The organism is Methylobacterium goesingense (genome assembly GCF_022179225.1).
Taxonomy (GTDB): domain Bacteria; phylum Pseudomonadota; class Alphaproteobacteria; order Rhizobiales; family Beijerinckiaceae; genus Methylobacterium; species Methylobacterium goesingense.
Genome location: NZ_BPQL01000009.1, coordinates 1 through 26,062, shown reverse-complemented (window position 1 = coordinate 26,062; position 26,062 = coordinate 1). Strand labels below are relative to the sequence as shown.

At 68.6% G+C, this 26,062-nt stretch carries 22 protein-coding genes and 1 pseudogene; 5 read left to right on the top strand and 18 right to left on the bottom strand.

Going from position 1 to position 26,062, the window contains the following annotated elements:
• Positions 1-4: 4 nt before the first annotated feature.
• The 4 genes from MFF30_RS01550 to MFF30_RS01535 all read right to left on the bottom strand — a co-directional run bounded on the left by MFF30_RS01550 (position 5) and on the right by MFF30_RS01535 (position 4,133).
• Complete coding sequence (locus tag MFF30_RS01550; protein ID WP_238275676.1) at positions 5-271, bottom strand: hypothetical protein; 267 nt, start codon at positions 269-271, stop codon at positions 5-7.
• A gap of 204 nt (positions 272-475) precedes the next feature.
• Positions 476-2,962, bottom strand: a complete 2,487-nt coding sequence (clpA, locus tag MFF30_RS01545) for an ATP-dependent Clp protease ATP-binding subunit ClpA (protein WP_238275674.1) — start codon at positions 2,960-2,962, stop codon at positions 476-478.
• Between the two features lie 23 nt (positions 2,963-2,985).
• Positions 2,986-3,414 carry an ATP-dependent Clp protease adapter ClpS gene (gene clpS / locus MFF30_RS01540; RefSeq protein ID WP_238275672.1) on the bottom strand — a complete coding sequence of 143 codons (429 nt, stop codon included), beginning with the start codon at positions 3,412-3,414 and terminating at the stop codon, positions 2,986-2,988.
• A gap of 266 nt (positions 3,415-3,680) precedes the next feature.
• Positions 3,681-4,133 carry a phasin family protein gene (locus tag MFF30_RS01535; RefSeq protein ID WP_238275670.1) on the bottom strand — a complete coding sequence of 151 codons (453 nt, stop codon included), beginning with the start codon at positions 4,131-4,133 and terminating at the stop codon, positions 3,681-3,683.
• A gap of 304 nt (positions 4,134-4,437) precedes the next feature.
• Here MFF30_RS01535 and MFF30_RS01530 point away from each other — a divergent pair, with 304 nt between their 5' ends.
• The gene (locus MFF30_RS01530) at positions 4,438-5,922 is read left to right on the top strand and encodes an SPOR domain-containing protein (protein WP_238275668.1); all 1,485 of its coding nucleotides are present in this window, start codon (positions 4,438-4,440) and stop codon (positions 5,920-5,922) included.
• Positions 5,923-6,044: 122 nt separating this feature from the next.
• On the opposite strand, the gene MFF30_RS01525 is transcribed toward MFF30_RS01530, so the two are convergent.
• The 3 genes from MFF30_RS01525 to MFF30_RS01515 form a co-directional block, all read right to left on the bottom strand.
• The gene (locus tag MFF30_RS01525) at positions 6,045-6,722 is read right to left on the bottom strand and encodes a J domain-containing protein (protein WP_238275659.1); all 678 of its coding nucleotides are present in this window, start codon (positions 6,720-6,722) and stop codon (positions 6,045-6,047) included.
• Entirely contained in the window at positions 6,719-6,979 is a 261-nt protein-coding gene (locus MFF30_RS01520) for a hypothetical protein (protein WP_238275649.1), read from the bottom strand. The genes MFF30_RS01525 and MFF30_RS01520 overlap by 4 nt, the downstream gene beginning before the upstream one ends.
• Before the next feature lie 66 nt (positions 6,980-7,045).
• Positions 7,046-8,206, bottom strand: coding sequence for a S1C family serine protease (locus tag MFF30_RS01515; protein WP_238275647.1), 1,161 nt, complete (start codon positions 8,204-8,206; stop codon positions 7,046-7,048).
• A gap of 439 nt (positions 8,207-8,645) precedes the next feature.
• On the opposite strand from MFF30_RS01515, the gene MFF30_RS01510 reads away from it, so the two are divergent.
• The gene (locus tag MFF30_RS01510; RefSeq protein ID WP_055953370.1) at positions 8,646-8,861 is read left to right on the top strand and encodes a hypothetical protein; all 216 of its coding nucleotides are present in this window, start codon (positions 8,646-8,648) and stop codon (positions 8,859-8,861) included.
• Here the strand turns inward: MFF30_RS01510 and MFF30_RS01505 are convergent.
• Together MFF30_RS01505 and galU are read right to left on the bottom strand one after the other, a co-directional pair.
• Complete coding sequence (locus MFF30_RS01505; RefSeq protein ID WP_238275645.1) at positions 8,849-9,787, bottom strand: DUF817 domain-containing protein; 939 nt, start codon at positions 9,785-9,787, stop codon at positions 8,849-8,851. The two genes, MFF30_RS01510 and MFF30_RS01505, sit on opposite strands and share 13 nt — an antisense overlap.
• 267 nt (positions 9,788-10,054) lie before the next feature.
• Positions 10,055-10,921 carry a UTP--glucose-1-phosphate uridylyltransferase GalU gene (galU, locus tag MFF30_RS01500; RefSeq protein WP_238275644.1) on the bottom strand — a complete coding sequence of 289 codons (867 nt, stop codon included), beginning with the start codon at positions 10,919-10,921 and terminating at the stop codon, positions 10,055-10,057.
• Positions 10,922-11,088: 167 nt separating this feature from the next.
• Here galU and galE point away from each other — a divergent pair, with 167 nt between their 5' ends.
• From galE to MFF30_RS01485, 3 genes are all read left to right on the top strand, one after another.
• A complete protein-coding gene (galE, locus tag MFF30_RS01495) occupies positions 11,089-12,078 on the top strand; it encodes a UDP-glucose 4-epimerase GalE (RefSeq protein WP_238275641.1) in 990 nt (329 codons plus the stop codon).
• Positions 12,079-12,098: 20 nt separating this feature from the next.
• On the top strand, positions 12,099-13,301 hold the full coding sequence (locus MFF30_RS01490) for a lytic murein transglycosylase (protein ID WP_373320822.1): 1,203 nt from the start codon (positions 12,099-12,101) through the stop codon (positions 13,299-13,301).
• Positions 13,302-13,370: 69 nt separating this feature from the next.
• Entirely contained in the window at positions 13,371-14,783 is a 1,413-nt protein-coding gene (locus tag MFF30_RS01485) for an SGNH/GDSL hydrolase family protein (protein ID WP_238275637.1), read from the top strand.
• A gap of 24 nt (positions 14,784-14,807) precedes the next feature.
• Here the strand turns inward: MFF30_RS01485 and gor are convergent, their stop codons facing one another.
• The 9 genes and pseudogenes from gor to MFF30_RS01440 form a co-directional block, all read right to left on the bottom strand.
• The gene (gor, locus tag MFF30_RS01480; protein WP_238275635.1) at positions 14,808-16,205 is read right to left on the bottom strand and encodes a glutathione-disulfide reductase; all 1,398 of its coding nucleotides are present in this window, start codon (positions 16,203-16,205) and stop codon (positions 14,808-14,810) included.
• Between the two features lie 162 nt (positions 16,206-16,367).
• Complete coding sequence (gene rpmG / locus MFF30_RS01475; RefSeq protein ID WP_018044575.1) at positions 16,368-16,535, bottom strand: 50S ribosomal protein L33; 168 nt, start codon at positions 16,533-16,535, stop codon at positions 16,368-16,370.
• Between the two features lie 117 nt (positions 16,536-16,652).
• Positions 16,653-17,825, bottom strand: a complete 1,173-nt coding sequence (locus MFF30_RS01470) for an MFS transporter (protein WP_238275632.1) — start codon at positions 17,823-17,825, stop codon at positions 16,653-16,655.
• A gap of 81 nt (positions 17,826-17,906) precedes the next feature.
• Positions 17,907-19,184 (bottom strand): efflux RND transporter periplasmic adaptor subunit, encoded by a 1,278-nt coding sequence (locus MFF30_RS01465; RefSeq protein ID WP_238275630.1) that lies wholly within the window; start codon positions 19,182-19,184, stop codon positions 17,907-17,909.
• Positions 19,185-19,245: 61 nt separating this feature from the next.
• Positions 19,246-22,470: an efflux RND transporter permease subunit gene (locus tag MFF30_RS01460; protein ID WP_238275629.1), complete on the bottom strand. Its 3,225-nt coding sequence runs from the start codon at positions 22,468-22,470 to the stop codon at positions 19,246-19,248.
• 175 nt (positions 22,471-22,645) lie between these two features.
• Positions 22,646-22,870, bottom strand: a complete 225-nt coding sequence (locus tag MFF30_RS01455) for a YbdD/YjiX family protein (protein ID WP_238275628.1) — start codon at positions 22,868-22,870, stop codon at positions 22,646-22,648.
• Positions 22,871-22,875: 5 nt separating this feature from the next.
• Positions 22,876-24,942, bottom strand: a complete 2,067-nt coding sequence (locus MFF30_RS01450) for a carbon starvation CstA family protein (protein WP_238275702.1) — start codon at positions 24,940-24,942, stop codon at positions 22,876-22,878.
• Positions 24,943-25,097: 155 nt separating this feature from the next.
• Positions 25,098-25,730 (bottom strand): TPM domain-containing protein, encoded by a 633-nt coding sequence (locus tag MFF30_RS01445; protein ID WP_238275627.1) that lies wholly within the window; start codon positions 25,728-25,730, stop codon positions 25,098-25,100.
• Positions 25,720-26,062, bottom strand: a pseudogene (locus MFF30_RS01440) (TPM domain-containing protein); the annotation flags it as partial. The pseudogene MFF30_RS01440 and the gene MFF30_RS01445, both read right to left, overlap by 11 nt.

Genomic DNA, 26,062 nt, shown 5'->3' with positions numbered 1-26,062 from the left:
TCCTTCAGGCGCGCTTTTCCATCATCGCCTTGACCTGCATCAGCTGGTCCCAGAGCTGACTTGGCGAGGTTCCGAGGAAGTCGAGGCCGGCGGTCACGCCCCAGTAGATTCCGAACACGATTAACGGGACGAGGATCCAGCCCAGGATTTCCTCGCCCTGCCGCCGACGCTTGCGGCGCAGGCGGCGCTCCTCGCGACGGGACAGCTTCGGGGCGGTCTGAGTTTGCGTGCCGGTGACGGGCGTGAGGGGGCCCTCGTGCAAGTCGTTCATCGGGGACGCCCTCCTCGGTCGATCGCTGCGATGGGAGGCGTTCCCGGCCGGTCTGTCGCTCTGCCCGCCCTCCGTGTCCGCGCTTGCTAACCATACCGGGATCGAGTGTCGACCGCCGGGCATGCATTTGTCCGGCGGCCGTGACGGTGTGTCCCCATACGGAAACGGCCTCCCCGGATGATCCGGGGAGGCCGTTGGGTTGGGTCAGGCCTTGACCAAAGGCACCTTTGGCACGGTGCGCACGCCACCCGAGCCTCCGTTCGGACCGCCCTTGTCGTCGCGCTTGTCGTTCGGCTTGCGTGCGGAGGCCTTTACCTTGGCGCGCTTATGCTTCTTGGCGGCGTTGGCCACGTCCTTCTCGGGCTTCGGCGTGACCGGTCCGGCCGGAAACTCGAAGCCGAGCGTATCCTTCGCCCCGTCCTTGGACCCCTCGTCGGGCTTGCGCACCACGACCCGGACGGCTCCGCCCTCCTTGAGGCGCCCGAACAGGACCTCGTCGGCCAGCGGCGTCTTGATCGTGGACTGGATCAGGCGCGCCATCGGGCGAGCGCCCATGGCGTCGTCGTAGCCGTTCTCCGTCAGCCAATCGCGGGCCTCGTCCGAGAGCTCGATGGTGACGTTGCGGTCGGCGAGCTGTGCCTCGAGCTGGAGGACGAACTTGTCGACCACCTTGGCCACCACGTCCTTCGGCAGGTGGCCGAACGAGATGATGGCATCGAGCCGGTTGCGGAATTCCGGCGCGAACAGCTTGTTGATCGCCTCCACGTCGTCGCCCGAGCGCTTGGTCTGGGTGAAGCCGTAGGCCGAACGCGCGAGGTCGGAGGCGCCCGCGTTCGTGGTCATGATGATGATCACGTTGCGGAAATCGACCTGCTTGCCGTTGTGGTCGGTCAGCTTGCCGTGATCCATGACCTGCAACAGGATGTTGAACAGGTCCGGATGCGCCTTCTCGATCTCGTCGAGGAGCAGCACGCAGTGCGGGTGCTGATCGATGCCGTCGGTGAGCAGGCCGCCCTGATCGAAGCCCACGTAGCCGGGCGGCGCGCCGATGAGGCGGCTGACCGTGTGGCGCTCCATGTATTCGGACATGTCGAAGCGCAGCATCTCCACGCCGAGGGAGGCGGCGAGTTGCTTGGCGGCCTCGGTCTTGCCGACGCCGGTCGGGCCCGCGAACAGGTAGGAACCGATCGGCTTGTCCGGATCGCGCAGCCCGGCCCGGGCCAGCTTGATGGCGGAGGTCAGGGCCTCGATGGCGTTGGGCTGCCCGTAGACCACGCGCTTGAGGTTCTCGGTCAGGTTCTTGAGCACCACCGCATCGTCCTTCGAGACGGTCTTCGGCGGGATGCGCGCCATCGTGGCGATGGTGGCCTCGATCTCCTTGACGCCGATGGTGCGCTTGCGGCGCGCTTCCGGCACCAGCATCTGCGAGGCGCCGGTCTCGTCGATGACGTCGATCGCCTTGTCCGGCAGCTTACGGTCGTTGATGTAGCGTGCCGACAGCTCGACTGCGGCCTTCACGGCCTCGGTGGTGTACTTGAGCTTGTGGAACTCCTCGAAATACGGCTTCAGGCCCTTCACGATCTCGATCGCATCGGGGATCGACGGCTCGTTGACGTCGATCTTCTGGAAGCGGCGCACCAGGGCTCGGTCCTTCTCGAAGTACTGACGGTACTCCTTGTAGGTGGTCGAGCCGATGCAGCGGAGCGACCCGTTGGCCAAAGCGGGCTTGAGGAGGTTCGAGGCGTCCATCGCGCCTCCGGAGGTGGCGCCGGCCCCGATCACCGTGTGGATCTCGTCGATGAAGAGCACCGCGTTCGGGTGCGCCTCGATCTCCTTCATCACCTGCTTCAGGCGCTCCTCAAAGTCGCCCCGGTAGCGGGTGCCGGCGAGCAGCGTGCCCATGTCAAGGGAGAACACGGTCGCGTCGACGAGGACCTCGGGGACCTCCTTGTTGATGATCTTGCGGGCCAGACCCTCCGCGATGGCGGTCTTGCCGACGCCGGGCTCACCCACGAGCAGCGGGTTGTTCTTCTGGCGGCGGCAGAGGATTTGGATCGTGCGCTGCACCTCGGCCTCGCGGCCGATCAGCGGATCGATCCGGCCGTCGCGGGCCTTTTTGTTCAGGTTGACGCAGTAGGCCTCGAGGGCATCGCCCTTCTTCTTGGCGCGACCGTCGCTCTCCTCGCTGCTCGGACGCTCGGCGGCAGGCTCATCCTCGGCGCCGCGCACCGGCTTGGCCTCGGAGGCTCCGGGACGCTTGGCGATGCCGTGGCTGATGTAATTGACCGCGTCGTACCGGGTCATGTCCTGCTCCTGCAGGAAGTAGGCGGCGTGGCTCTCGCGCTCGGCGAAGATCGCCACCAGCACGTTGGCACCCGTCACCTCCTCACGGCCCGAGGACTGCACGTGGATCACCGCGCGCTGGATCACGCGCTGGAAGCCCGCCGTGGGCTTGGCGTCCTGGCGCCCGTCCCCGATGAGGTTCGACAACTCGGTGTCGACATACTCGACGAGGCTGCGCTTGAGGGTGTCGACCTCGACGTTGCAGGCCCGCATGACGGCCGCCGCGTCCTGATCGTCCACGAGGGCGAGCAGGAGATGCTCCAGCGTCGCGTATTCGTGCCGGCGCTCGCCGGCGAGCGCCAGGGCGCGGTGGAGAGCTTGTTCTAGGCTGCGAGAGAAGCTGGGCAAAGCGTGGCCTCTGTGTGGGATGCCTATTTCTTTTCCATAACGCACTGGAGAGGATGTTGGTGTTTGCGGGCGAAGTCCATGACCTGCGTCACCTTGGTCTCAGCGACTTCGTATGTGAAGATTCCGCATTCGCCGACACCGTTGTGGTGCACGTGCATCATGATCTGATATGCGTCTTCCTGCGACTTATTGAAGAATTTCTCGACGACGTGAACGACGAATTCCATCGGCGTATAGTCATCGTTCAGCAAGAGAACCCTGTATAGGCTCGGTCGCTTGGTCTTCGGCTTGGTGCGGGTGATGATCGCCGTGCCCGAGCGGTCATCGTCATTGCCCCCCGGTTCGCGGGGGTCATCGGCCGCGCGCGCAGGTGACGCGTGGCGGTTCGGGCGGGGAGTCTCGGGGCCGTCCGCGCGCGCTGATTCGCTGCCCCGTAGCAGGACGTCGGTCATCTGAATCGCATCGACCCCATGGTGCGGCATGCTGCTCGTGAAGCTGCTGGTCCGCGGGTCGCGCCGGCGAGGCGCGCTCGCATCGTCAGCAATCTATAGAGCGATCGGCCGCTTCGCCAGTCGGCTGCGCGGACTTGTCCGATTCCTTCGGACCCAAACGCTCCCGGAAACGCGAGCGGCCCCGCGCGATGTCTCGCGCGGGGCCGGCTCAGGGTGTCGTCGTCAGGGGTGGAGGGACGGGCGGCAGGCCCGCACCCTCCGCCGGATCAGGCTGCCAGCTTCGGCGCGATCACGGCCGGGAACTTCGGGAAGTTCTTGGCGTCGAAGAACGACTTCGGGTCAAAGAAGGCTTTGGTGTCGAAGAACGCCTTGGGATCGAAGAAGGCCTTCGGGTCGAAGGTCGCGCCCTCGCCGGCCACTGGAGCGCCGACTTCCTTGGCGAGGCCCTGGTACAGCTCGCTCATCACCTTTGCCTGGCTCTGCAGGCGCTCGTAAGAAGCCTTCAGGTAGGCGCCCTGGATCTCCATGGCGGCCTGCAGCGTGCGCGCGCCGGCCAGCTTCTTCATGGTCTCGCTGCCCGCGGCGTAGGATTCCTTGGCGAAGTCCGCCCACTCGATCCCGGCGGTCTGGTTGGTCTTCGAGACCGTGGAGACGGTCTTCATCAGCTTGGCCATGCCGGTCTTGTTGATCTCGGCGGCCTTCTCGAACATCTGGGTCATCGGGTGCTCCTCTGCGCCCTCTTCGGGGCGTCCCTGTCGATCGGGCAGGGTCCCGCGGAGCCACATCCGGCTCGTTCCCCATAAGTGTGCGATGCAACACGAAACGTCAAGACATATATTGCGCTGCAGCATCGGGTCTGATCGCGATAAATTGCCGGCCAGCCATTAACCCGGCCGTAACTGCGTCGACCTAGCCTGATTGACAGATGTTGCGGGGGCACGGCGGCGACGCGGCCCCTCCCGCCCAGATGTTGCAGTGCAAGCCGGCCGTATCGGGCCGCGCATGTCGAGGCAGTGAGTCGTGATGCGTAGCCCTACTCCCCGCGTCGGCCGGGTGCCTGCGTTGTCGGCCGCGATCGCGGCTGCGGCGATCCTGACGGCCCTGGCCTCCCCGGCCGAGGCGCGGCGCGGACACCACCATCGCGGGGGCGGGGGCGGCGGCTACAACCCCCCTTACGCGGCCATGGTGGTCGACGTGAAGACGGGCAAGACGCTGCACGCGATCAACGAGGATTCGCTGCGCCACCCCGCCTCCATCACCAAGGTGATGACCCTCTACATGCTGTTCGAGCAGCTGGAGCGAGGCCGCTTCACCCTCGAATCGCCCCTCACGATCTCGTCCTTCGCTGCCTCGCAGGCGCCCTCCAAGCTCGGCCTGCGCCCCGGCTCCACCATCGCGGTCGAGGACGCGATCAAGGCGATCGTAACGAAGTCCGCCAACGACGTGGCCTGCGCCATCGGCGAGAACATTGCCGGGTCCGAGCCGCGCTTCGCCGAGATGATGACTCAGAAGGCCAAGGCCCTGGGCATGTCGCGGACCAACTACGCCAACGCCTCCGGCTTGCCGGACGCCGACCAGATCACCACGGCGCGCGACCTCACCGTGCTGGCCCGGGCGATCCAGGACCGCTTTCCGCGCTACTACCGCTACTTCCAGACGCGTTCCTTCGCCTTCCGGGGTCGCGTCATCGGCAACCACAACCGCCTCCTCGGCAACGTCCAGGGCGTCGACGGCATCAAGACGGGCTACACCCGTGATTCCGGCTTCAACCTGATGACGGCGGCCCGCCTCGACGACCGCCAGATCGTCGCGATCGTGCTGGGCGGCAAATCCGGCGCCAGCCGCGACCGGATCATGGCCGATCTCGTACGCCAGTCCCTGCCGCGGGCCTATGCGGGTGCCCGCCAGACCCCGGCGACGACCGAGGTCGCCGAGCGCGCCCGTCCGGCGGTCGTGGCCGATGGCGCGTCCCGCACCCGGACTCAGGTCGCCTCGGCGGACGACGAGGATGTCGAGACCACGGCCTCGACGATCCGTGGCGGCCAGCCCCTCGACATCACCCCATCCCGCACCGCGACGACGACCCCCGGCAGCGCCGGCATGAAATTCCGCTCGGGGACGCTCCCGGGCTCCGCTCAGGCCTACGCGGCGACCGGCGGGCAGGCCCCCTTCCCCGGCGCCAAGAGCGATGCGCGCCTCGCCTCCGCTGACGGCCCCCGCGCCGAGGCGCCCAAGCCCGTCTCGGGCGCCCGGATCACGCCGACCGCCTGGGTGATCCAGCTCGGCGCCATGGACGACGAGGACAAGGCCAAGTCGATGCTGGCCGAGGCCCGTAACCGGGCCGGCGGCGCCCTCGCCAAGGCCGCGCCCTACACGGTGAAGGTCGAGCACGGCGGCGCCACCCTGTTCCGGGCCCGCTTCTCGGGCTTCGCCGAGCAGGACACCGCGCAGGATGCCTGCAACGCCCTGAAGCGCAGCGGCTTCAGCTGCTTCGCCACCCGGAGCTAACTACCGCGAACGCGGGTGATCCGGCCCCCGACGGGGCCGACGATGCTTCGCCCACGCCCGGTGCGTTTCGCCGGGAGGGCCACCGAGCCGCCAGAACCCTGTCTGACAACGCGCGTGGAGTATCAGCGATGTCGGTTGTTAAGCCTGTCACGGGCCGCGTTGACGCGGGCCGCCTGCTCGGCCGTGCCTCCCTGGTCGGGATGCAGGCGCTTCATCAACGTCCAGTGGGCCACCCGGATCTGCTCCAGGGTCGCCCCGCGCTCAAGCCCCAGGATCTGATAGGCCTCCTGCTCCGTCATCGCCCCTGGGTCCGGCGGGCGGCGCGGCCGCGGGTCGGCATCAGCCTGAGCGTCTACACGCCAGCCGGGGTGCCGGCGGTCCAGATACGCCTCTAGCCGGCGGGACGTGTCGGGGTTGCGCCCGAACAGGGCGAGGAGACCCGACAGGGGAATCGCCCCCAGGGACTGGCCCGCGTAGGGGCCGGCGAGCGCCACCCCCTCCCCGTCCGCGTCGAAGCGGATGGTGGCTCCGGAGAGCCGGCGCGGATCGTAGCGCGCCGCCAGGGCCTGGCCGCGCCGCCGCAGGCCGGCGGAGCCCTCCAGCAGCCAGATCGCTCCTGCGCCGAGCAGGACCGCGAATTCGATCCGACCCCGCACGAGGAAGAGGGCGGCTGCCGCGAGGGCGGCGTAGCCCCCGACCTGCCGGATCAGGCGCGTGCTGAGCGAGGGATAGCGGCGCAGGGCGTCCCTGCCAAACCACCAGAGAATGAGGAGGGCGAGGCCGCCCGCGAGGATCGTCATCGGCCGGCGCCGTACTCGGCGCTCACGCGTCCGCCGATGCGCAACTGCACCCCGCCGAGATCGTGAACGCCGCGCGCCGGTGCGGCCGGGCGCCGCGTTCCGGTGCCGCAATCAGGCCGGGGCGGCAACCGTACCCCCTCCGGCGCGTCCTCGGGACAGAGGCGTGGCGGCACCGGGCGCTCGCCGGCTCCGGCCGTGCCGGGGACCAAGGTGCCGAGACACAGGAGGGCGAGGAGTACGTGACGCTGGGAGACCATGCGGTGCTTTCGAAGATCGATCCCGAGCCTTAGCGGCCGCGACCGCCCCTGACGAGGCCGCCGGGTTCAGAGGCGCGTCTCCGCGACGTCGGTGGTCGTGACCCGGACCCGGCGGGTTCGGCCATCGCGCTCCACCATCAGATCCACCGAGGTGCCGAGGCCGGCCGCCTCCATCGCCGCGGTCAGGTCGGCGAGGCGGTGAACGGGCCGGTCCCCGGCGCCCACGATGATGTCGCCGATCTCGCCGGTCTGTGGATCGACTCCGCGCAGGCCGGCGGCGGCGGCCGGCGAGCCCCGCAGGACGCGCAGGATCACGACGCCGTCGATGCCGAGGCGGGCGGCGGTGGCCTCCTGTCCGGCGATGATACCGATCCCGGGATTGCGGGTGCGCCCGTTCCGGATGAGTTCCGGCACGACCCGGTTCACCACGTCGACGGGAATCGCGAAGCCGATGCCCGCGCTGGTGCCCGACGGCGAGTAGATCGCGGTGTTCACGCCGATCAGGCGCCCGGCGGAGTCGAGCAGGGGGCCGCCGGAATTGCCCGGGTTGATCGCCGCGTCCGTCTGGATGACGCCCGAGAGCTCGCGCCCCTCCCCTGTGGGCAGGCGGCGCTGAAGGGCGCTGATCACGCCCGTGGTCAAGGTATGGTCGAGGCCGAACGGATTGCCGATGGCGTAGGTCGATTGCCCGACCTTGAGGTCGGCGGAGGTGCCCAGCGCCAGGGGCCTCAGGGCCGCGCCGGTGCGACCGAGGCGCAGGACCGCGAGGTCGTAGCTCGGCGCGGTACCCACCACGCTGGCGGAGACGACCTCGCCGGAGGAGAGGCGCACCGCGATGGAGCCCCCACTCTGCGCGGCCCCCGCCACCACGTGGTTGTTGGTCACCACGTGCCCGGCCGCGTCCCAGATGAAGCCCGTGCCGGTCTGCGAGCCGTTACCCTGCTCGGCCCCCTCGCCCTCGACGCCCATCAGGGCCCGCCCCTGCGCGGCGGCCTGGGCGAACACATGCACCACCGAGGGGCTTGCCCGGGCGAAGAGATCCACCGTCGCCGTCTCGGCGGGCGCGAGGTCACCCCGCGCCGTGACGGCGCGCGGGGTCTGCGCGGCATAGAGGAAGCCGTTGACGTAGGGCTGCGCCACGTAGAGCGCGAGCAGGACCAGTGCCGCGCCGGCCGCCCACCTCAGGAAGCGATCCGGCGACCGAGCGGCCGGGTACCGGTCGGACATGTGACATCCCCTTCACCATGCGGCGAAAACCGTATCGCACCGCGTGCGCATTAACTGGTCGGTGACGCAATGCCCTTCAACTGGATCGGTCCCATCACGGGGTCGGGGGTGCGTCAGCACACCGAAACCCGAGATGGCCAAAGATAAAACCGGCGCATCGCACCAGCGCCTATACGTCGATCTATCAGGGGGAACCGTCCAAAAGCAGCCATATTCTGCGCGCTCATCAGCATTGCTGGTGCGTGCGAGAGACGAGGATGGTTCAAGCTCGGACGATCATTTCGGACGTGCCTGAAACGACCGCAAAGTTGCCTTAGTGATGCTTCCTTTCCCCCCGAATGGTGCCCTGCAGCAAACGTTCAGGTTCGAGGTCCTAGAGGTCTTCGGCCGAACGACGGCATCGCGGGACCCCACGCCCACGATTGAAGGAATGAGACTCATGGAAACCCAAGCCCTGGAACGTCCCGCCGATCTGACGATCTGGCGTACCGCTCCGGTTCCGGCGCCGCTGGCCCAGCCCGCGCGCTACCGCACCCTGCGCGAGGCCATCGAGGCCGCGGCCGGCGCCCTCTCGGACCCGGCCAAGCAGCCCTGGATCATCACCGAGGACGGCGAGGTCCTGTCCCCGAACTGGATCCGGACCTACCTGAACTGAAGCCCGCAGGTCGGCGCCGTCTCGGCGCCGCACGCTTCGCGAGCCGACCGCCGGAACTCCCGCGGCCGGCTCACGAGCGTCACCAGCACGTACGAGACGATCATCAGCAGGAACCACGACCCGAATTTCTGCCAGGGCACCGGGGCCCAGCCGGCCACCTGCGCCGGATAGAGCCAGACCCGTGTGTAGGTGCCGATGTTCTCGGCGATCCAGATGAACACAGCCACGAGGCCGAAGCCCAGCAGCAGCGGCATGCGGCGGTGGACCCGCCAGACCTTGAAGTACACCCAGGTCCGGCCGAACAGCAGCGCGGTCGCGGCGAACAGCGCGAACCGCATGTCCCAGACCACATGGTGGCTGAAGAAGTTCAGGTAGATCGCCCCGGCCAGCGGCAGCGTGGAACGCAGGCGCGGATGGTGCGTGAACTGGAAATCGAACAGGCGCCAGACGCGCGCGATGTATGACCCGACGCTGGCATACATGAAGCCCGTGAACAGGGGCACGCCCGCGATCCGCAGGAGGCTCGCCTCCGGGTAGATCCACGACCCCACGCTGGTCTTGAACACCTCCATCACCGTACCGACCACGTGATAGAGGGCGATGATCTTCGCCTCCTCCCAGGTCTCCATCCGCGCGAGCAGCAAGCCGGCCTGGATGGCGATGGCCGCGAGGGTGAGCGCGTCGTAGCGGCTCAGGGCCGCGTCGGGCGGATAGAACAGGTAGCTGCCGATCAGGGCCGCGCAGAGCAGGCCGCCGAAGAGACAGGCCCAGCCCTGCTTGATCCCGAAGCGCAGAAACTCGTAGCCCCCGGCGACCCAGGGTCCTCGCGCCTGCGCCCAGGCCCCGACGTGCGCCTCCGCCGCGACGAAGCGCGCCAACGGTGGCCAGAGCCGCGCCGCGCTGGCGGCCGTCGTCCGGTGTTCCATGCCGTGCCTCCCCGTCCCCGGCAGCCTAGGCGCGGGTTGGGACAAAAAAAGGCCGCTCCGAAGAGCGGCCCGAAGTCTAGGGAGGAAACGCCCAAGAAGGGCTGCCGAACCGCGACGCCATCGCGATCCTGCAATGCACAATCTAAGCTGCAACGCACCAAAGACAAGAGCGTCATGCGACCGGTTCGACATTTTCTCCGGCATGCCCCCTGCGCGTCCAGCGCATCCCGTTTCCTGGCCCCGGTTGGGTCGTTGCCCGGAGGCCCCTCAATGGTCCGCGAGGAGTTGGGCGATCTCGGCTTTCAGAGCATCGGCGAGGTCCTTGCGCTCCAGCGCGTAAGCGATGTTCGCGGTCAGGAATCCGAGCTTCGACCCGGTGTCGTAGGTCCTGCCCTGGTAATGCATGCCGAAGAACGCCTGGTCCTTGGCGAGCTTGATCATCGCATCGGTGAGCTGGATCTCCCCGCCCGCGCCGGTCTCGCCGGCCGAGAGGATGTCGAAGATCTCGGGCTGGAGGATGTAGCGCCCAGAGATGATGAAGTTCGAGGGGGCGGTGCCGGCCTTGGGTTTCTCCACCATGCCGTTGATCTCGAAGGTCTGACCGAAGGTCTGGCCGACGCCGACGATCCCGTACTGGTGGGTCTCCTCGGGCTTCACCTCCTCGACCGCGATCACGTTTCCGCCATGGCGCTCGTAGGCCGAGAGCATCTGCTGCATGCAGCCGCGGCTGAGCATGTCGGGCAGCAGCACCGCGAAAGGCTCGTCGCCCACGATCTCGCGGGCGCACCAGACCGCGTGGCCGAGGCCGAGAGGGGCCTGCTGGCGGGTGAAGCTGGTCTGGCCGGCGGCCGGCAGATCGCGCTTGAGTTCCTCGTAGGCCGCGGTCTTGCCACGCTCCTGGAGCATCCGGTCGAGCTCGAAGGCGACGTCGAAATGGTCCTCGATCACCGCCTTGCCGCGACCTGTCACGAAGATGAAGTGCTCGATGCCGGCTTCACGGGCCTCGTCGACGACGTGCTGGACCACGGGCCGGTCGACGACGGTGAGCATCTCCTTCGGCACGGCCTTGGTGGCCGGGAGAAAGCGTGTGCCCAAGCCGGCGACGGGCAGGACGGCTTTGCGAATCGGTTTCATCGAGCGGGACCCGGTAACGAGGAAAGTGAGAAGAACCCGGAATGGATTGACGAACCTTCAATGCAGCCGCGCCTAAACCCGGACAGCATCGCCATTGACCGGACGGGCATAACCGAGAAGCCGGTTTTCCGATATATCGGCGATGTTACGATTGGGGAGCGTGTCTGATGGCGGTTCTGGTAACGGGCGGGGCCGGCTATATCGGCAGCCACATGGTTCTGGCACTGCTGGATGCCGGCCACGAGGAAATCGTCGTCCTCGACGACCTCTCGACGGGCTTCGACTGGGCCCTGCCGCCGGAAGTTCGGCTGGTCGTGGGCGACGTCGCCGACCAGTCCTTGGTGACCGAGATCATCCTCCAGCATCGCATCGACGCGATCGCGCATTTTGCCGCGCGGATCGTCGTGCCGGACTCCGTGGCCGATCCCCTGCACTACTACCTCGCCAACACGGTGAAGACCCGCGCGTTGATCGAGACGGCGGTGCGCTGTGGGGTCAAGCACGTCATTTTCTCCTCCACCGCCGCCGTTTACGGCGAGCCCGAGACCGTGCCGGTGCCGGAGAACCTCCTGCCCGCGCCGATCAATCCTTACGGCCGCTCGAAGCTGATGAGCGAGTGGATGATCGCCGACGCCGCCAAGGCGCACGGCTTCTCCTACGTGATCCTGCGCTACTTCAACGTGGCGGGGGCCGACCCGCGCGGCCGCACCGGACAGTCGACCCCGAACGCCACGCACCTGATCAAGGTGGCGACCCAGGCGGCCCTCGGCCAGCGCACGCATCTCGAGGTGTTCGGCACCGATTATCCCACCCGGGACGGATCGTGCCTGCGCGACTACATCCAGGTTTCCGACCTTGCCGAGGCCCATCGCGTGGCCTTGAACCACCTGCGTTCCGGCGGCGAGAGCCTGACCCTGAATTGCGGCTACGGCCGGGGCTACTCGGTGCTGGAGGTGATCGAGGTGGTCAAGCGCGTCTCCGGCCGGGATTTCGAGGTCCGGCTGTCGCCGCGCCGACCCGGAGACCCGGCCCAGATCATCGCCGAGGCCCAGCGCATCCGCGACCTCGGCTGGTCGCCGAAGAACGACGATCTCGATGCGATCGTCGCGCAGGCCTTCGCCTGGGAAGAGGCCCTGACCCGGCGCAACCGCACGTGAGGATTGTCCCGGCCCTGGTCCTGGCCGGCGCGCTCGGGCTTGGGGCGCCGGCCGGTGCCGCCCCGCAATCCGCCAAGGCCAGTGCGGCCGCGGCGACGCCCGAAGAGAAGGCGCGCTTCAGGGCCTTCGTCGAGGCCCTGCGGCCGGACGCGGAGGCGCGCGGGATCTCGCGATCCACCTTCGATGCCGCCTTCGCGGGGATCAGCGAACCCGACCCGGACATCCTGGCCCGTACGCGCCGGCAGAGCGAGTTCGGGCGTCCGGTCTGGGATTACCTCGTGGGGGCAGTCTCACCCGCCCGGATCGCCCGGGGGAAGGCCCAGGCGGCGCGGCTCGCGACGACACTCGCGGCCATCGAGGCGCGCATCGGCGTGCCGCGCTGGATGGTGCTGGCGATCTGGGGCGTCGAATCGGATTTCGGGGCCAGCGGCGGCACGGTCTCGACCATTCGCGCCCTGGCGACCCTGGCGGAGGCCCGGTTCCGCGGCACCCTGTTCCGCGACGAACTCCTGGCCGCCCTCGCGATCCTTCAGCGCGGCGACATCACGCCCGAGCGCATGAAGGGCTCCTGGGCCGGCGCCATGGGTCAGGTGCAGTTCCTCCCCTCGAGCTTCCTCGCCCATGCGGTGGATCTCGACGGCGACGGGCACCGCGACATCTGGGGTTCGGAGGCCGATGCCCTGGCCTCGATCGGCACCTACCTGAAGACGCTGGGGTGGAACCCCGCCCTGTCCTGGGGCTATGAGGTCGCTCTGCCCCGCGACTTCGATCTCAGCCGGTATCGCGGCGATCTCTCGGACTTCGCTCGGCGCGGCGTGCGCCGCACCGACGGCAAGGCGCTGCCGGGGGCGGGCAACGCCAGCCTGTTCCTGCCCGGGGGGCTCGGCGGCCCGGTCTTCCTGATCACCGACAATTTCGAGGTCGTGCGGGCCTACAACACCTCGGATTCCTACGCGCTCGCCGTCGGCCACCTCGCCGACAGGCTGGCCGGCGCGCCGGCGCTGGCCGCGCCGTGGCCGATCAAGGCCCCGCGCCTGGATAAGGCGGGCCTCCAGGCCCTGCAGGCGGCCCTGGCGGCGCGCGGCCTCTATGCGGGCGAGGCGGACGGCCGGGCCGGACCGAAGCTGCGAGAGGCCGTGCGTCAGTTCCAGATCGCCGAGGGACTTCCGGCGGACGGCTACGCGACGCCCGCCCTGCTGGCCCGCATCGGGGGCAACCTTTAGACCTGCGCCGCGTCGTCGTCTAAGGTGGGGGCATCGATCGGCTCGCCGGTCAGAAGCGTGAGGCGTTCCATGACCTTGCCGGCAGCACGCGCGGCCCGGTGTTTCCTGACGCTCTGTGCCCTCGCGGGCGTCTTCGCCGTGTTCGCGGCGGGCGATCCGGCCCGGGCGCAATGGGGCGATTCCTACGACGCGCCCCGGGGTAGCGATTATGATTCCCCGCGCCGCCGCGCCCGCGACTATTATCGCGACGACAGCGGGTACGGCGGGCGCTCGGCGGCCCGTCGCTACGCGCCGCCGCCGCAGGAAGCGCCTCGGCAGTTCTACTGGCCTTGGGAGGACCGGCCGCAGCAGGCCCAGCCCGCGCCGGTGCCGAGCGCCCGCCCCCAGGCGCCCCGCCCCCGCTCCTACGCAGACGACCCGCGTGGCTCCCGCGAGGAGGCGCGGCCGCCGCGCCGCCGCCCACGCCCGGCCCCCGTCGTCGCCCAGCCGAAACCGGTCGTGCCGAAGGCGGAGCCGACCACGCGGATCGCGGTGTTCGGCGACACGCTGGCGGGCCATCTCGGCAGCGGCCTCTCCAACGTCTTCGAGGACAATGCCGAGATCGGCGTCATCGACCGTTCGAAGGCCGATAGCGGCCTCGTGCGCAAGGACGTGGTCGATTGGCCTAAAGCCGCCGAGGAGTTTCTGAAGACCAACCCGAAGACCAGCTACGCCCTCGTCATGCTCGGCGCGAACGACCGCCAGCCCATCCGCGAGGGCGACCAGACCCTGGAGCCCCTCGGCGACCGCTGGCGCGCCGTCTACGCGGAGCGCGTGGACACCCTCGTCAAGGTCTTCGCGGACCAGAAGGTGCCGGTGATCTGGGTCGGCGCCCCGCCGATGCGCAGCGAATCCCTGTTGAAGGATATCGCGGCCCTCAACGAGATCATCCGCGAGCGCGTGACCAAGGCCGGGCAGACCTACGTGGATATTTGGCCCGCCTTCGTCGACGATCGCAACCGCTACACCGCCACCGGTCCAGACCTGGAGGGGCAGGACGCGAAGTTGCGCACGGCGGACGGCGTGCATTTCACCAAGGCGGGCGCGCGCAAGATGGCGCATTTCGCCGATGTCGAACTGAAGCGCCTGATGGGCACGGGAACGGCCGCCCCGGCCGCGGTCCCGGCCATCGCGGCCGCGCCGCCCCCGGCCCCGCTGGGCGAGGCGCCCAAGCTCGACGACGCGGCCTCGATCGACCGCCAGATCACCGCCATGCTGCCGAGCCTGCCCGAGCCGCCCGGAATCCCTGCTCTGCCGGTCAAGCCCCTCGCCGGCCCCGTGGTGCCCCTCGGCCGCGCCGAGGTGACGCCCGGCGGCACGCTGGTGAGCGGACGCCCGCGCGACACCGACCCATCCGGCACGGTGGAGCGCGCCCTGATGCGGGGTGCGGTCCCCCTGCCCCAGCCTGGCCGGGCCGACGATTTCAAGTGGCCGCCGGGGTGAAGCGGCCCCGGAATACGTCCGTCCCTAGCCGACGCCGACCGGGTGCTTCGTCACGACGGGGCTGCGCATGGTGACGAGTTCTTCCCCGGCCGTCGGGTGGACCGCGATGGTGCGGTCGAAATCCGCCTTCGTGGCACCCATGGTCACGGCGATGCCGACCGCCTGGATGATCTCGCCGGCATCGTGCCCGACCACGTGCACGCCGACTACACGGTCGCTGGCGCAGTCGACGATCACCTTCATCAGCACCCGCTCGTCGCGTCCCGACAGGGTCGCCTTCATGGGGCGGAAGCTGGAGCGGTAGACGTCGATGGCGCCGAAATGCTTGCGCGCCACGTCCTCGTTGTGACCGACGACGCCGATCTCGGGGGTCGAGAACACGGCGGTCGGGATGAGGCCGTGATCGACGCACCAGGGCTTGTTCCCGAACACCGTGTCGGCGAAGGCATGGCCCTCACGGATGGCGATCGGGGTAAGGGCCGCGCGGTCGGTGACGTCGCCCACGGCGTAGATCGACGGGACCTTCGTCTGAGAATACGCGTCGACGGGGATCGCCCCCCGGGCATCCGGCTCGATGCCGACGGCGTCCAGTCCGAGGCCGGAGATCTTGGGGCGTCGACCTGTGGCGGTCAGAACTTGGTCGACCTCCAGAATCGTGCCGTCGTCGAGGGTCGCTCGGATGCCGTTCTCCACCTTGTCCAGGCGCTCCACCATCCGGTTGAGGCGCAGGTCCATGCGGTGTGCGCAGGCCGCGTCGAGGGCGTCGCGCACCTCCTCATCGAAGCCGCGCAGGAGCTTGTCGCCCCGGTGCAGCAGGGTGGTGCGCGCGCCCAGATGCGCGAACACCCCGGCGAATTCCACCGCGATGTAGCCGCCGCCGACCACAAGGATCCGCTCCGGCAGGGTCTCGAGCTCGAACACCTCGTTCGAGGTGATCGCGAGTTCGGCACCGGGGATCAGCGGCTCCTTGACCGGCTCGGCCCCCACCGCGATGAGGATGAAACGGGCGGTCACGCGCTTGTCCGCGCCGACCAGCCGCACCGTGTGGGCGTCCTCGATCACGGCGCGATCGGCCACGACGGTGACGCCCGCCTTGCCGAGGTTGGTGTCGTAGATCCCCTCCAACCGGGCCACCTCGGCGTCGCGGCGCGCCTTCAGCACGCGCCAATCGAAGCGCGGCGCGGGCACATCCCAGCCGAAGCCCGCCGCATCCGCGAACTCGTCGGCGAAGCGCCCGGCATAGACCATCAGCTTCTTGGGCACGCAGCCCCGGATCACGCAGGTGCCGCCGACCCGATACTCCTCGGCGAGCTGCACGCGTGCGCCGTGGCCGGCCGCGATCCGCGCGGCGCGCACGCCCCCGGAGCCGCCGCCGATGACGAACAGGTCGACGTCGTAGGAATGGGCCAGATCGTCAGCCATGGAGTGATCCCGAGCGAGGAGGCGTTCGGCCCTGCATCGCCGAACCCGGCGTCATATCGAGCGCCGGGCCGTTCCGAGGACCCCTTAACAACGAAAAGGCCGCCCCTCCTCCCGGAGAAGCGGCCCGACGGCCAGTACGGCGCGGCAGGCGCGCCGCCGGACTTACTTGATCTTGGTTTCCTTGAAGTCGACGTGCTTGCGCACGACGGGGTCGTACTTCTTCATGGACAGCTTCTCGGTCTGCGTGCGGGAGTTCTTCTTCGTGACGTAGAAGTAGCCCGTATCGGCGGTCGAGATCAGCTTGACTTTAACGGTGACGGCCTTGGCCATGGACGCGGCGCTCCTGTGATCGCGGCATTCCGCATCAGCGAAACGCAAAAGGGCCGGCGATGGCCGGCTGAATACCGGCGCGTGATTGCCCCAATCGCCGGGATTCGTCAAGGCGCCTCACGCACGGGGCCGCTGAACGAGGCGCACGCCCACGACTCCCGCATAGGCGAGGAAGAGGAGGCAGAGGCTGTAGGCGAAGCCCTGTGGCGGGAGCAGATCCATGCCTCCGCCGATGATCGGCGGCCCGAGCATCAGCCCGACATTGTAGAGCACCACGAAGGCGGCGTTGGCACCCGCGAGCTCCGGCCCACGCACTGTCGCCCCGAGATGGGCGAGGCCTACCGTGTAGAGAGTGCCGGCGATGCCGCCCCACAGGAACAGCAGGACCAGCAGCGCCGGAAACGAGGCGGAAGCCAGGGGGATCAGGCTCGATCCGAGGGCTCCCCCGAGGCCCGCCATCAGTAGGACGCGGCGACGGTCCATCCGGTCGGCGAGCCAGCCGAACGGGATCTGGAACAGAACGTTACCCAGCGCCAGCGCGCTGACGAGACCCGCCGCGGTCTCGGCGTCGTAGCCGAGACGCAGCCCGTAGAGGGGCAGGATCGCGAATCCCCCCGTCTCCACGGCGCCGTAGGTCAGGGCCGCGAGGGTGGCGGCGGGCGCCAGGCGCAGGTAGGCCGCGAAGGAGCGGGTCCGGCCCGGCCCGAGCACCGGCGAGAGCCGCCGCGCCAGGAGAAGCGGCACCATCGCTGCAAGGAAGAGGGCCGCGCCGGCGAGGTAGGGTCCGAACCCTCGGGTGCCCAGGAGTGCCAGCAGCGCCGGCCCGACCGCGAAGCCCAACGCCAGGACCGTGGCGTAAATGCCCATCACGAGCCCGCGCCGTTCGGGCGGAGCCGCCGCGTTGATCCAATATTCCGACAGGACGAACAGCGCCCCGAGGCTCGTCGAGAACACGAAGCGCAGGGCGAACCACCAGGCGAGGCCCGGTAGGAGCTTGAACGCCACGAGGCAGGCGGCGCCGACCGCGATGGCGAGGAGGAGCAGGCGCACGACTCCAATGTGCGCGGCCAGACGCGGCACGAACGGCACCGTGACGATGGCCGCCAGCCCCGCCACGGCGGTGTTGATGCCGATCACCGTGCTCGACGCGCCCATGCGCTCCATCTCGATGGAGAGCAGCGGGATCGTCAGGCTGAGGCCGATGCCCACCACCGCCACGCAGGTGATGGCGGCCGCGATCGAAGCCGCGCGGGCGCCGTCCGCGAGGTCTGGCTGGGTCTGGGCCGTCATGGCGGGGTCCGCTGCGGGCCGCGAGGGCGCCGGGACCGCCTTGTCCACGCCGCGGCCGGTCGGCGCAACCGGGTGGTACGGCTACCGCGCGGCCGATTTCAGCGGCTTGTTGTCAGTCGGCGGCGGCTGTCGCTCGATCTTCTGGCCGTCGCGCAGGTCGGCGGGGGGGCTCAGCACGATCTCCTCGCCGCCCTCCAGGCCCTGGCCGAGTTCGACCGTCGTTCCGAGATCACGCCGGATCTTGACGCTGTGCCACGCCACCGTGCCGTCGTCGCGCGACACCGCGACCTGGGTGCCGCGCTGGTTGAAGACGAGGCTTTCGGCCGGGACCACGACGTTCGGCTCGGTGCGCGGCACCTTGAAGGTCACGTAGACGTAGAGGCCGGCCCTGAGGGCGCCGTCCTTGTTCGGCACGTCGACCTGCGTGGTGAGGGTGCGCGACGCGGTGAGCAGCGCCACGGAGCTGCGCGCGACCTTGCCGGAGAACGCCCTGTCGGCCATCTGCGGCACCTTGATCGTGGCATCGACGCCCGGTTTGACCCCAACCGCGACGTTCTGGGGCACGTTGACGGACACGCGCAGGACGTCGTCGCGGTCCATCGATAGAAGTGCGGTGCCGGTGCCGTCGGCATGGACGAGGTCCCCAACATCGACGCCGCGCTGGGTGATCACCCCGTCGAAGGGGGCGACGATGTCCTTGAAGCCTGTCAAGGCCCGCAGCCGCTCGACGGTGGCAGCCTGCGCCTTGATGTTGGCCTGGGCGACCTTCACGCCGGCCTCCGCCGAAGCGAGGGTCGCGGCCTGACTCAGGACGCTGGCCTGCGAATTGTCCGCGTTCTGCTTCGAGGCCCAGCCCTGGCCGGCGAGCGTCGTGGTGCGGTTGTTGGTGACGTTGGCGAGGTTCACGTTGGCCTTGGCCTGGTCGACCATGGATTTCGCCTGAAGGAGCGCGGCTTCCAGCTGCCCCGTCTGCGCCTCGGCCTGGGCCAGCTGCTGGTCGAGGTCGGGGGCGGCGATCCGCATCAGGATGTCGCCCTGGCGAACGCGGCTGCCGATGTCGACCCGGCGCTCGGCGATGTAGCCGGTGGCGCGCGCATAGAGGGCGGCCTTGGCGAAGGCGTCCGTCTGGCCCGGCAGGGTGATCTCGATCGGCTTGTCGGCGCGCTCCGCGGTCGCGGTGCGCAGCGTCGGCACGAAGCTGTTCACTTTACGCTGGGTCTCGGCGGCGGCGGCGCGTCGCTGCGTCTGGCCGTAGCCACCCCAGGCCAGGAGGCCGAGGGCCGCGACGGCGACCAGCAGGAACGGCGCCTTGCCGGGCGGCGGCGGGATGTCGGACGGATCACGCTTGGGATGTGTCACGGCTGTCCCATTCCCTGCCGAAGCGTCTGCCCCGTGACAACGCCCACCTCCTCGTCCCGGCTCACGCGTAATCCTCCAGCGGCTTGACCTCGCCCCGGCGCAGCAGGGTGTAGAGGAAGGGGACGAACAAAAGCGTCGCGGGCGTGCCCACCGCGATGCCGCCCATGACCGCCCGGGCCAGCGCCGCGTTCTGCTCGCCGCCCTCCCCCGTGCCCAGCGCCATCGGGATCAGGCCAAGGAACATCGCGCTGGCGGTCATCAGCACCGGCCGCAGCCGGGTCTCGCCCGCCAGCAGCGCCGCCTCGACGGCCCCGCAGCCCGTCGCCTCGCGGTGCTCCTTGGCGAAGGTCACCAGCAGGATCGAGTTCGCGGATGCGATGCCCACCGACATGATCGCCCCGAACAGCGAGGGAATCGAGAACGTCGTGCCGGTGACGAACAGGCTCGCGACGATGCCGCAGAAGGCGAGCGGCAGGGCGGCCAGCACCACGAAGGGGTCGCCCCAGCTCTGGAAGTTCACCGCCATCAGCAGGTAGACCGCCACCAGGGCGATGGCGAGGCCGACCTGGAGCCGGAAGAACGCCGATTCCATGTTCTCGATCTGGCCGCGCACGGTGATCTTGTCGGGGGCCGGCAGGGCCTTCTGCTCGTCGGCGACGATCCGCCGGATCTCGTTCGCCACCGAGCCGAGGTCACTGTCCTGCACGGCGGCGTAGATGTTGAAGGTCGGCTGCGTGTTGACGTGGTTGATCACCGTCTGCGACCCCTCGCGGCGCATGGTCGAGACGCTGGACAGGAGGGTCAGCACGCCGGGCGCGTCCGCGCCGCCGTTGACGAGGAGCGGCGTGTTCTGCAACGCGCTCAGCGAATCGTTGCGGTATTCCGGAGTCTGCACCCAGAGCTGATAGGGGATGCCGGTCTTCGGGTCGGTCCAGAAGTTCGGTGTCACCTGGAAGGAGCCCGAGAGGGAGACGTTCAGCCCCTGCGCGATCTGCTGCTGGGTCAACCCGAGCTCCGAGGCGAGTCGGCGGTCGACGTCCACGAAGAATTGCGGCGTGCCGACGATCTGGTGCAGGTGCACGTCGACGGCGCCCCGCACGGCCTTGAGGCGGCGGACGATGTTCTGCGCGACCTCCAGATCCTTGGCGGTGTTGCGGCCCGAGACCTGGATATCGATCTGCGCCAGCGTGCCGAAGTTCAGGATTTGGGTGATGATGTCCGAGGGCTGGAAGTAAAAGACCACGTCGGGGAAGCGCTCGCGCAGCACCTCACGCAGGCGCTTTGTGTAATCCGCGACCGGGCCGTGACCTTCCTTGAGGTTGATGAGCATCTGGCCGTCGTTATAGGCGACGAACGAGCCGTCCGAGAACGCGAAATTGTAGTTGTTCGCCGGTAAGCCGATATTGTCGAGGATCTGGTCGATCTCGCCCTCGGGGATCACTTCGCGAACCACGCTCTCGACCTCGGCGAAGACCTGCTCGGCCGTCTCGATGCGCATGCCCGGGCGGGTCCGCAGGTGCAGAGTCATCTGGCTGGAGGCCACCTGCGGGAAGTAGTCCCGGCCCACGAACACGAAGAGGCCCGCCGTGGTGGCGAACACCGCCGCCACGAGGACGAGGGTGACGATCCGGTGGGCAATGACGACGTGCAGGAGGCCGAGATAGCTGCGGTGGAAACGCGTGAAGCGGGCCTCGAAGCCGTGCCGGAACCAGCCCGCCAGCCGGAACAGGGGGCCGACGATCCAGCCGAAGGCCCGCGTGATCCGCCCGCGCGCCGGCTCGGCGCCGGCCCCGTGCTTGGCGTCGTATTCCCGCGCGACCAGCACGTCGATCAGCACCGGCACCAGGGTGCGCGAGAGAATGTAGGAGGTGAGCATCGCGAACACGACCGCGAGCGCCTGGGGGGTGAACAGGTATTTCGGCGTATCGGTCAGGGCGAAGACCGAGACGAAGGCGGCGCAGATCGACAGGGTCGAAATCAGCGCGGGTTTGGCGATGCCGGCCGCGCCCTCCACCACCGACTTGCGGAAGGGCTCGCCCTCCTCGAAGAGCCGGTAGGTGTTCTCGATCGCCACGGTGGCGTCGTCGACGAGGATGCCGACCGCCAGTGCCAAGCCGCCGAGCGTCATCACGTTGATGGTCTCGCCAAGCGCCGCCAGGATCGCCAGCGAGGTGAGGATCGAGAGCGGGATCGAGACCAGCACCACGATGGTGGAGCGCCACGACCCGAGGAACAGCAGGATGGTGAGGCCCGTGAGGCCGGCCGCGATGATCGCCTCGTGGATCACACCCTCGATGGCGGCGGAAACGAAGACCGACTGGTCGAACAGCGGCTTCAGGCTCATGCCCTCCGGGGCGGCGGCCTGAATGTCCGGCAGCGCCTTCTTCACGTTGTTGACCACGTCCAGGGTCGAGGCGGTGCCGTTCTTGAAGATGCGCATCAGCACCGAGTGCAGGCCGTCGGCGCGCACGATGTTGACCTGCGGCGGGCCGCCGTCGCGGACGTTGGCGACGTCGCGCACCAGGATCGGCTGGCCGCCCACGACCTTGATGGGGATCTGGTTCAGCGCGTCGATGGCTTCCGGCGACGCGTTCAGCTGCACCGGGTATTGCTGCTCGCCGATCTTGGCGAGGCCGGAAGGGATCGTCAGGTTCTGGGCCGTCACCGCGTTGGTGACGTCCAGCGCCGTGAGCCCCAGCGCCTGGAGCGCGTGCAGGTCGAGGTCGACCATGATCTGACGGGGCGTTCCGCCGAAGGGCGACGGCAGGGTCGAGCCCGGTACCTGGGTCAGGCGTTGGCGGATGCGGTACTGGGCGTAGTCGAAGACCTTCGTCAGGCTCTCGCGGTCGGAGGAGAGCGCGAGCTGGATCACCGGCACCGAAGAGGCCGAGAAGCGCAGCACGATGGGCGGCTGCACGCCGGGCGGCATCGTCGAGCGGATCGAGTTCATCGCCGAGACGACCTGCGCGATGGCGAGATCGATGCTCACCGAACCGTCGAAATAGATCTTCTGGATCGCCGTGCCCTGCAGGGTCGTCGATTCCATCCGGGCGATGTTGTTCACGTTGTTGGAGAGCGAGAACTCGGCATAGGTGGTGATGCGACGCTCCATCTCGGAGGTCGACAGACCGTTATAGGTCCACACCACCACGACCACCGGGATATCGACGTTCGGCAGCACGTCCTTCGGCGCCACCACGACCGCCGCCGCCCCACCGAGCATCATCAGCACGGCGAGCACGTAGATCGTGATGCGGAACTTCAGCGCGTATTGAACGAGCCCCATGCCGTCTCCGTCGCAGACCCTTGAGGCGGTCGCACAGGTCGTGCCGCCGCGGTGCCGGGGCGCCGCGCGGCATCAGCCATGACGGGAGATTGTTTCTCCTTGAATAAAGAATCCGTGCGACACACCGACACGATCACGTCCGAGATCGTCTGACGAAGATTGTCGCGCGTCTGTTTTAGCAGCAGCGAAACCCGCTGCGGTTGCCGACACCGAAGCGGGCGTTCTCCCGGTTTCGGAAGAACTCCCGCTCGGTCATCGGTTCCTGGTCCGCGTGGGTCTTGCGGATATGGGCGGCGTAGGCCTCGTAGTCGCCTTGTCCGACCATGAGACGGGCGCCGTCGCAGACGCATTTCGAGAAGGTCTTCAGACGGTCCCGCAATTCGGCCGACGACAGCGCCATGGTGCTTACTCCGCAGGGACGACCGATGGGCCGCCACTCTCGAGGGCGGTCCAGCGATCGGCCCGGTAGGCCTTGACGCAGGCCATGACGCCGAAGGTGGCGATGGCGAGCACGAGGCCGACGAACAGGACCGCGAGGGCGGCGTCGATCCGGTCGTTGAACACGATCTTATGCATGTCGGCCATGTTCTTGGCCGGCGCCAGCACCTTGTTCTCGGCGATGGCCGCCGAGAAGCGATCGGCATGCGATAGGAAGCCGATTTTCGGGTCTGCCGAGAAGATCTTCTGCCAGCCGGCGGTCAGGGTGCAGATGCAGAGCCAGACGGTTGGGATGATCGTGACGAAGGCGTAGCGCTCGCGCTTCATCTTGAAGATCACCACGGTGGCGAGCGTCAGGGCGACGGCCGCCAGCATCTGGTTCGAGATGCCGAACAGGGGCCACAGGGTGTAGATGCCGCCGAGCGGATCGGTGACGCCCTGGTAGAGGAAGTAGCCCCAGGCGCCGACGCAGAGGGCGGTGGCCAGGATGCTGGGGGCCCAGGCCGTGGTGTCCTTGAACTTCGGTGAGACGAGGCCGAGCAGATCCTGCAGCATGAAACGTCCCGCCCGCGTCCCGGCATCCACGGCCGTCAGGATGAACAGGGCCTCGAACAGGATCGCGAAGTGATACCAGAACGCCATCATCGTCTTGCCGCCGATAGCGGAGGAGATGATGTGCGCCATACCGACCGCGAGGGTCGGCGCTCCGCCGGCGCGGGAGATGATCGAATGCTCACCGACATCGACGGCGGTCTGGGCGATCTCGGCCGCCGTGATCGTGAAGGCTGGATCGAGCTTCGTCACCGCGGCGGCGGCGCTCTCCGGCGTTGTGCCAACGAGGCCGGCGGGCGAGTTCATGGTGAAGTAGATGCCCGGCTCGATCACGCTGGCGGAGACCAGCGCCATCACGGCCACGAAGCTCTCCATGAGCATGCCGCCGTAGCCGATGAAGCGGGCGTCTGACTCACGATCGATGAGCTTGGGGCTCGTGCCCGAGGAGATCAGGGCGTGGAAGCCCGAAACCGCGCCGCACGCGATGGTGATGAACAGGAACGGGAACAGCGACCCGGCCCAGACCGGCCCGCTGCCATCGACGAACTTGGTCACGGCCGGCATCTTCATGTGCGGGGCGACGTAGGCGATGCCCAGCGCCAAGCCGACGATCGTGCCGATCTTCAGGAAGGTCGAGAGGTAGTCGCGCGGGGCGAGCAGCAGCCACACCGGCAGGATCGAAGCGACGAAGCCGTAGCCGATCAGCAGCCAACACAGCTGCGTGCCGGTGTAGGTGAAGAAGGGACCCCAGTAGGGATCGGCCGCGACGTTGCCGCCATACACGATGGCGAGCATCAGGAGCACGAAACCGATGATCGAGACCTCGCCGACCTTACCGGGGCGGATGTAGCGGGCGTAGAGGCCCATCAGCATCGCGATCGGGATGGTCGCCGCGACGGTGAAGGTGCCCCAGGGGCTCTCGGCCAGGGCCTTCACGACGATCATCGCCAGCACGGCCAGCAGGATCACCATGATCATGAAGGTGCCGAACAGGGCGATGACACCCGGGATCGTGCCGAGCTCGGAGCGGATCAGCTCGCCCAGCGAGCGGCCGTCGCGGCGCATCGAGATGAACAGGACCATGAAGTCCTGCACGGCGCCCGCGAGTACCACGCCGGCCAGGATCCAGAGCAGGCCCGGCAGGTAGCCCATCTGCGCGGCGAGCACGGGGCCCACCAGGGGGCCGGCGCCCGCGATGGCGGCGAAGTGGTGGCCGAACAATACGTTGCGGTTGGTCGGAACGTAGTCGAGCCCATCATTGTGTACGTGGGCGGGGGTGCGGCGACTATCGTCGAGCCGCATGACCTTTTCGGAGATGAAGAGCGAGTAGTACCGGTAGGCGATCAGGTAGACGCAGACCGCTGCCACCACGATCCAGAGGGCATTCACGTTCTCGCCGCGACTCGTGGCGACGATGGCGAGGGCGGCTGCCCCCAACGCTCCCACCAGGGCCCAGGGCCCGTGCTTCGATAGCGCGCTCATGACGTCTCGCTCCAGCGACCTGTCCTTCATGGCAGATCGTCAAGGGTTCTTCTGGCGCGAAACGATGGAAAGGGCCAGGGGCGGCAAGTTTCAAAACCCGTCGTTTGAACGAGACGTTGTGGTGCCGCATCGCGCGGTTGCACCTCGATGCGCCCTCAACCGCTAAGGATGACCCGGTTCGAGAGGGCGTCGACCGGCGCCGCTTCCGCCGGCAGCGCGCGCGCCAGAATGGTTCCGACCGCTTCGACCGCCGCGATCAACCCACGCTCGGCCTCGCCCCGGCGCAGGGCGGCGAGGAGCGGATCGATCGCCCCCACCCAGGCCTCGGACGGGACATGTGCCGCCACCCCCCGGTCGGCGACGATCTCCGCGTGCCCTTCCGCGCGGGCCAGATAGATGAGCACGCCGGTGCGGCCGGGCGTTTGGATCAGGCCACGGGCGCAGAATTCGCGCTGGGCCGCCTCGTGGGCTCGGGCCCGACGGATCGCGCCGGGCACCAGGGCGAGCCGAGCCCGCGGATGGGAGAAGGCGAGGATCGCGATCAGCACGAGGCCGGCCTGCGCCAACGCGATCGTGGCGGCACTCCACGGTGTCAGGAGGATCAGCGGCCACGGCGCGACGAGCCCGCAGGCCAGGGCGAGGAGCAACGGCGCCGATCGGTAGAGGCCCGCCCGGGCCGAGACCAGGACGACGATCTCGCCCGCCGTGCCGGCCTCGGCCCGCCGAATCGCCTCGGCGACACGCTCGCGCGCCTCGCGGCTCAGGAGTTCGCGCGCTTCACCAGTCACCCGAGGCCCCTCCTCCGCCGGACGAGCCGCCGCCGCCCGAAAACCCGCCCCCGTCGAACCCGCCCGAGACGCCGCCGCTCCAGCCACCCGAGGACGGTCCCGGGATGACGACGAAGCCGCCGCGCCCGCGCCCGCCCCGGTTCATCCGGTAGACCACGACGAGGATCACCAGGAACAGGATCACGAACAAGACGACCTGCCCAGGATCGGCCTCGTCCCGGCGCACCTCCGCCTTGCGCTGCCATTCCTCAGCGTCGCCCGCCAGAATCGACAGCATCGCGTCGACGCCGGCGTTGATACCGCCGATTACGCTGGCGGTATCAACGCCGGCG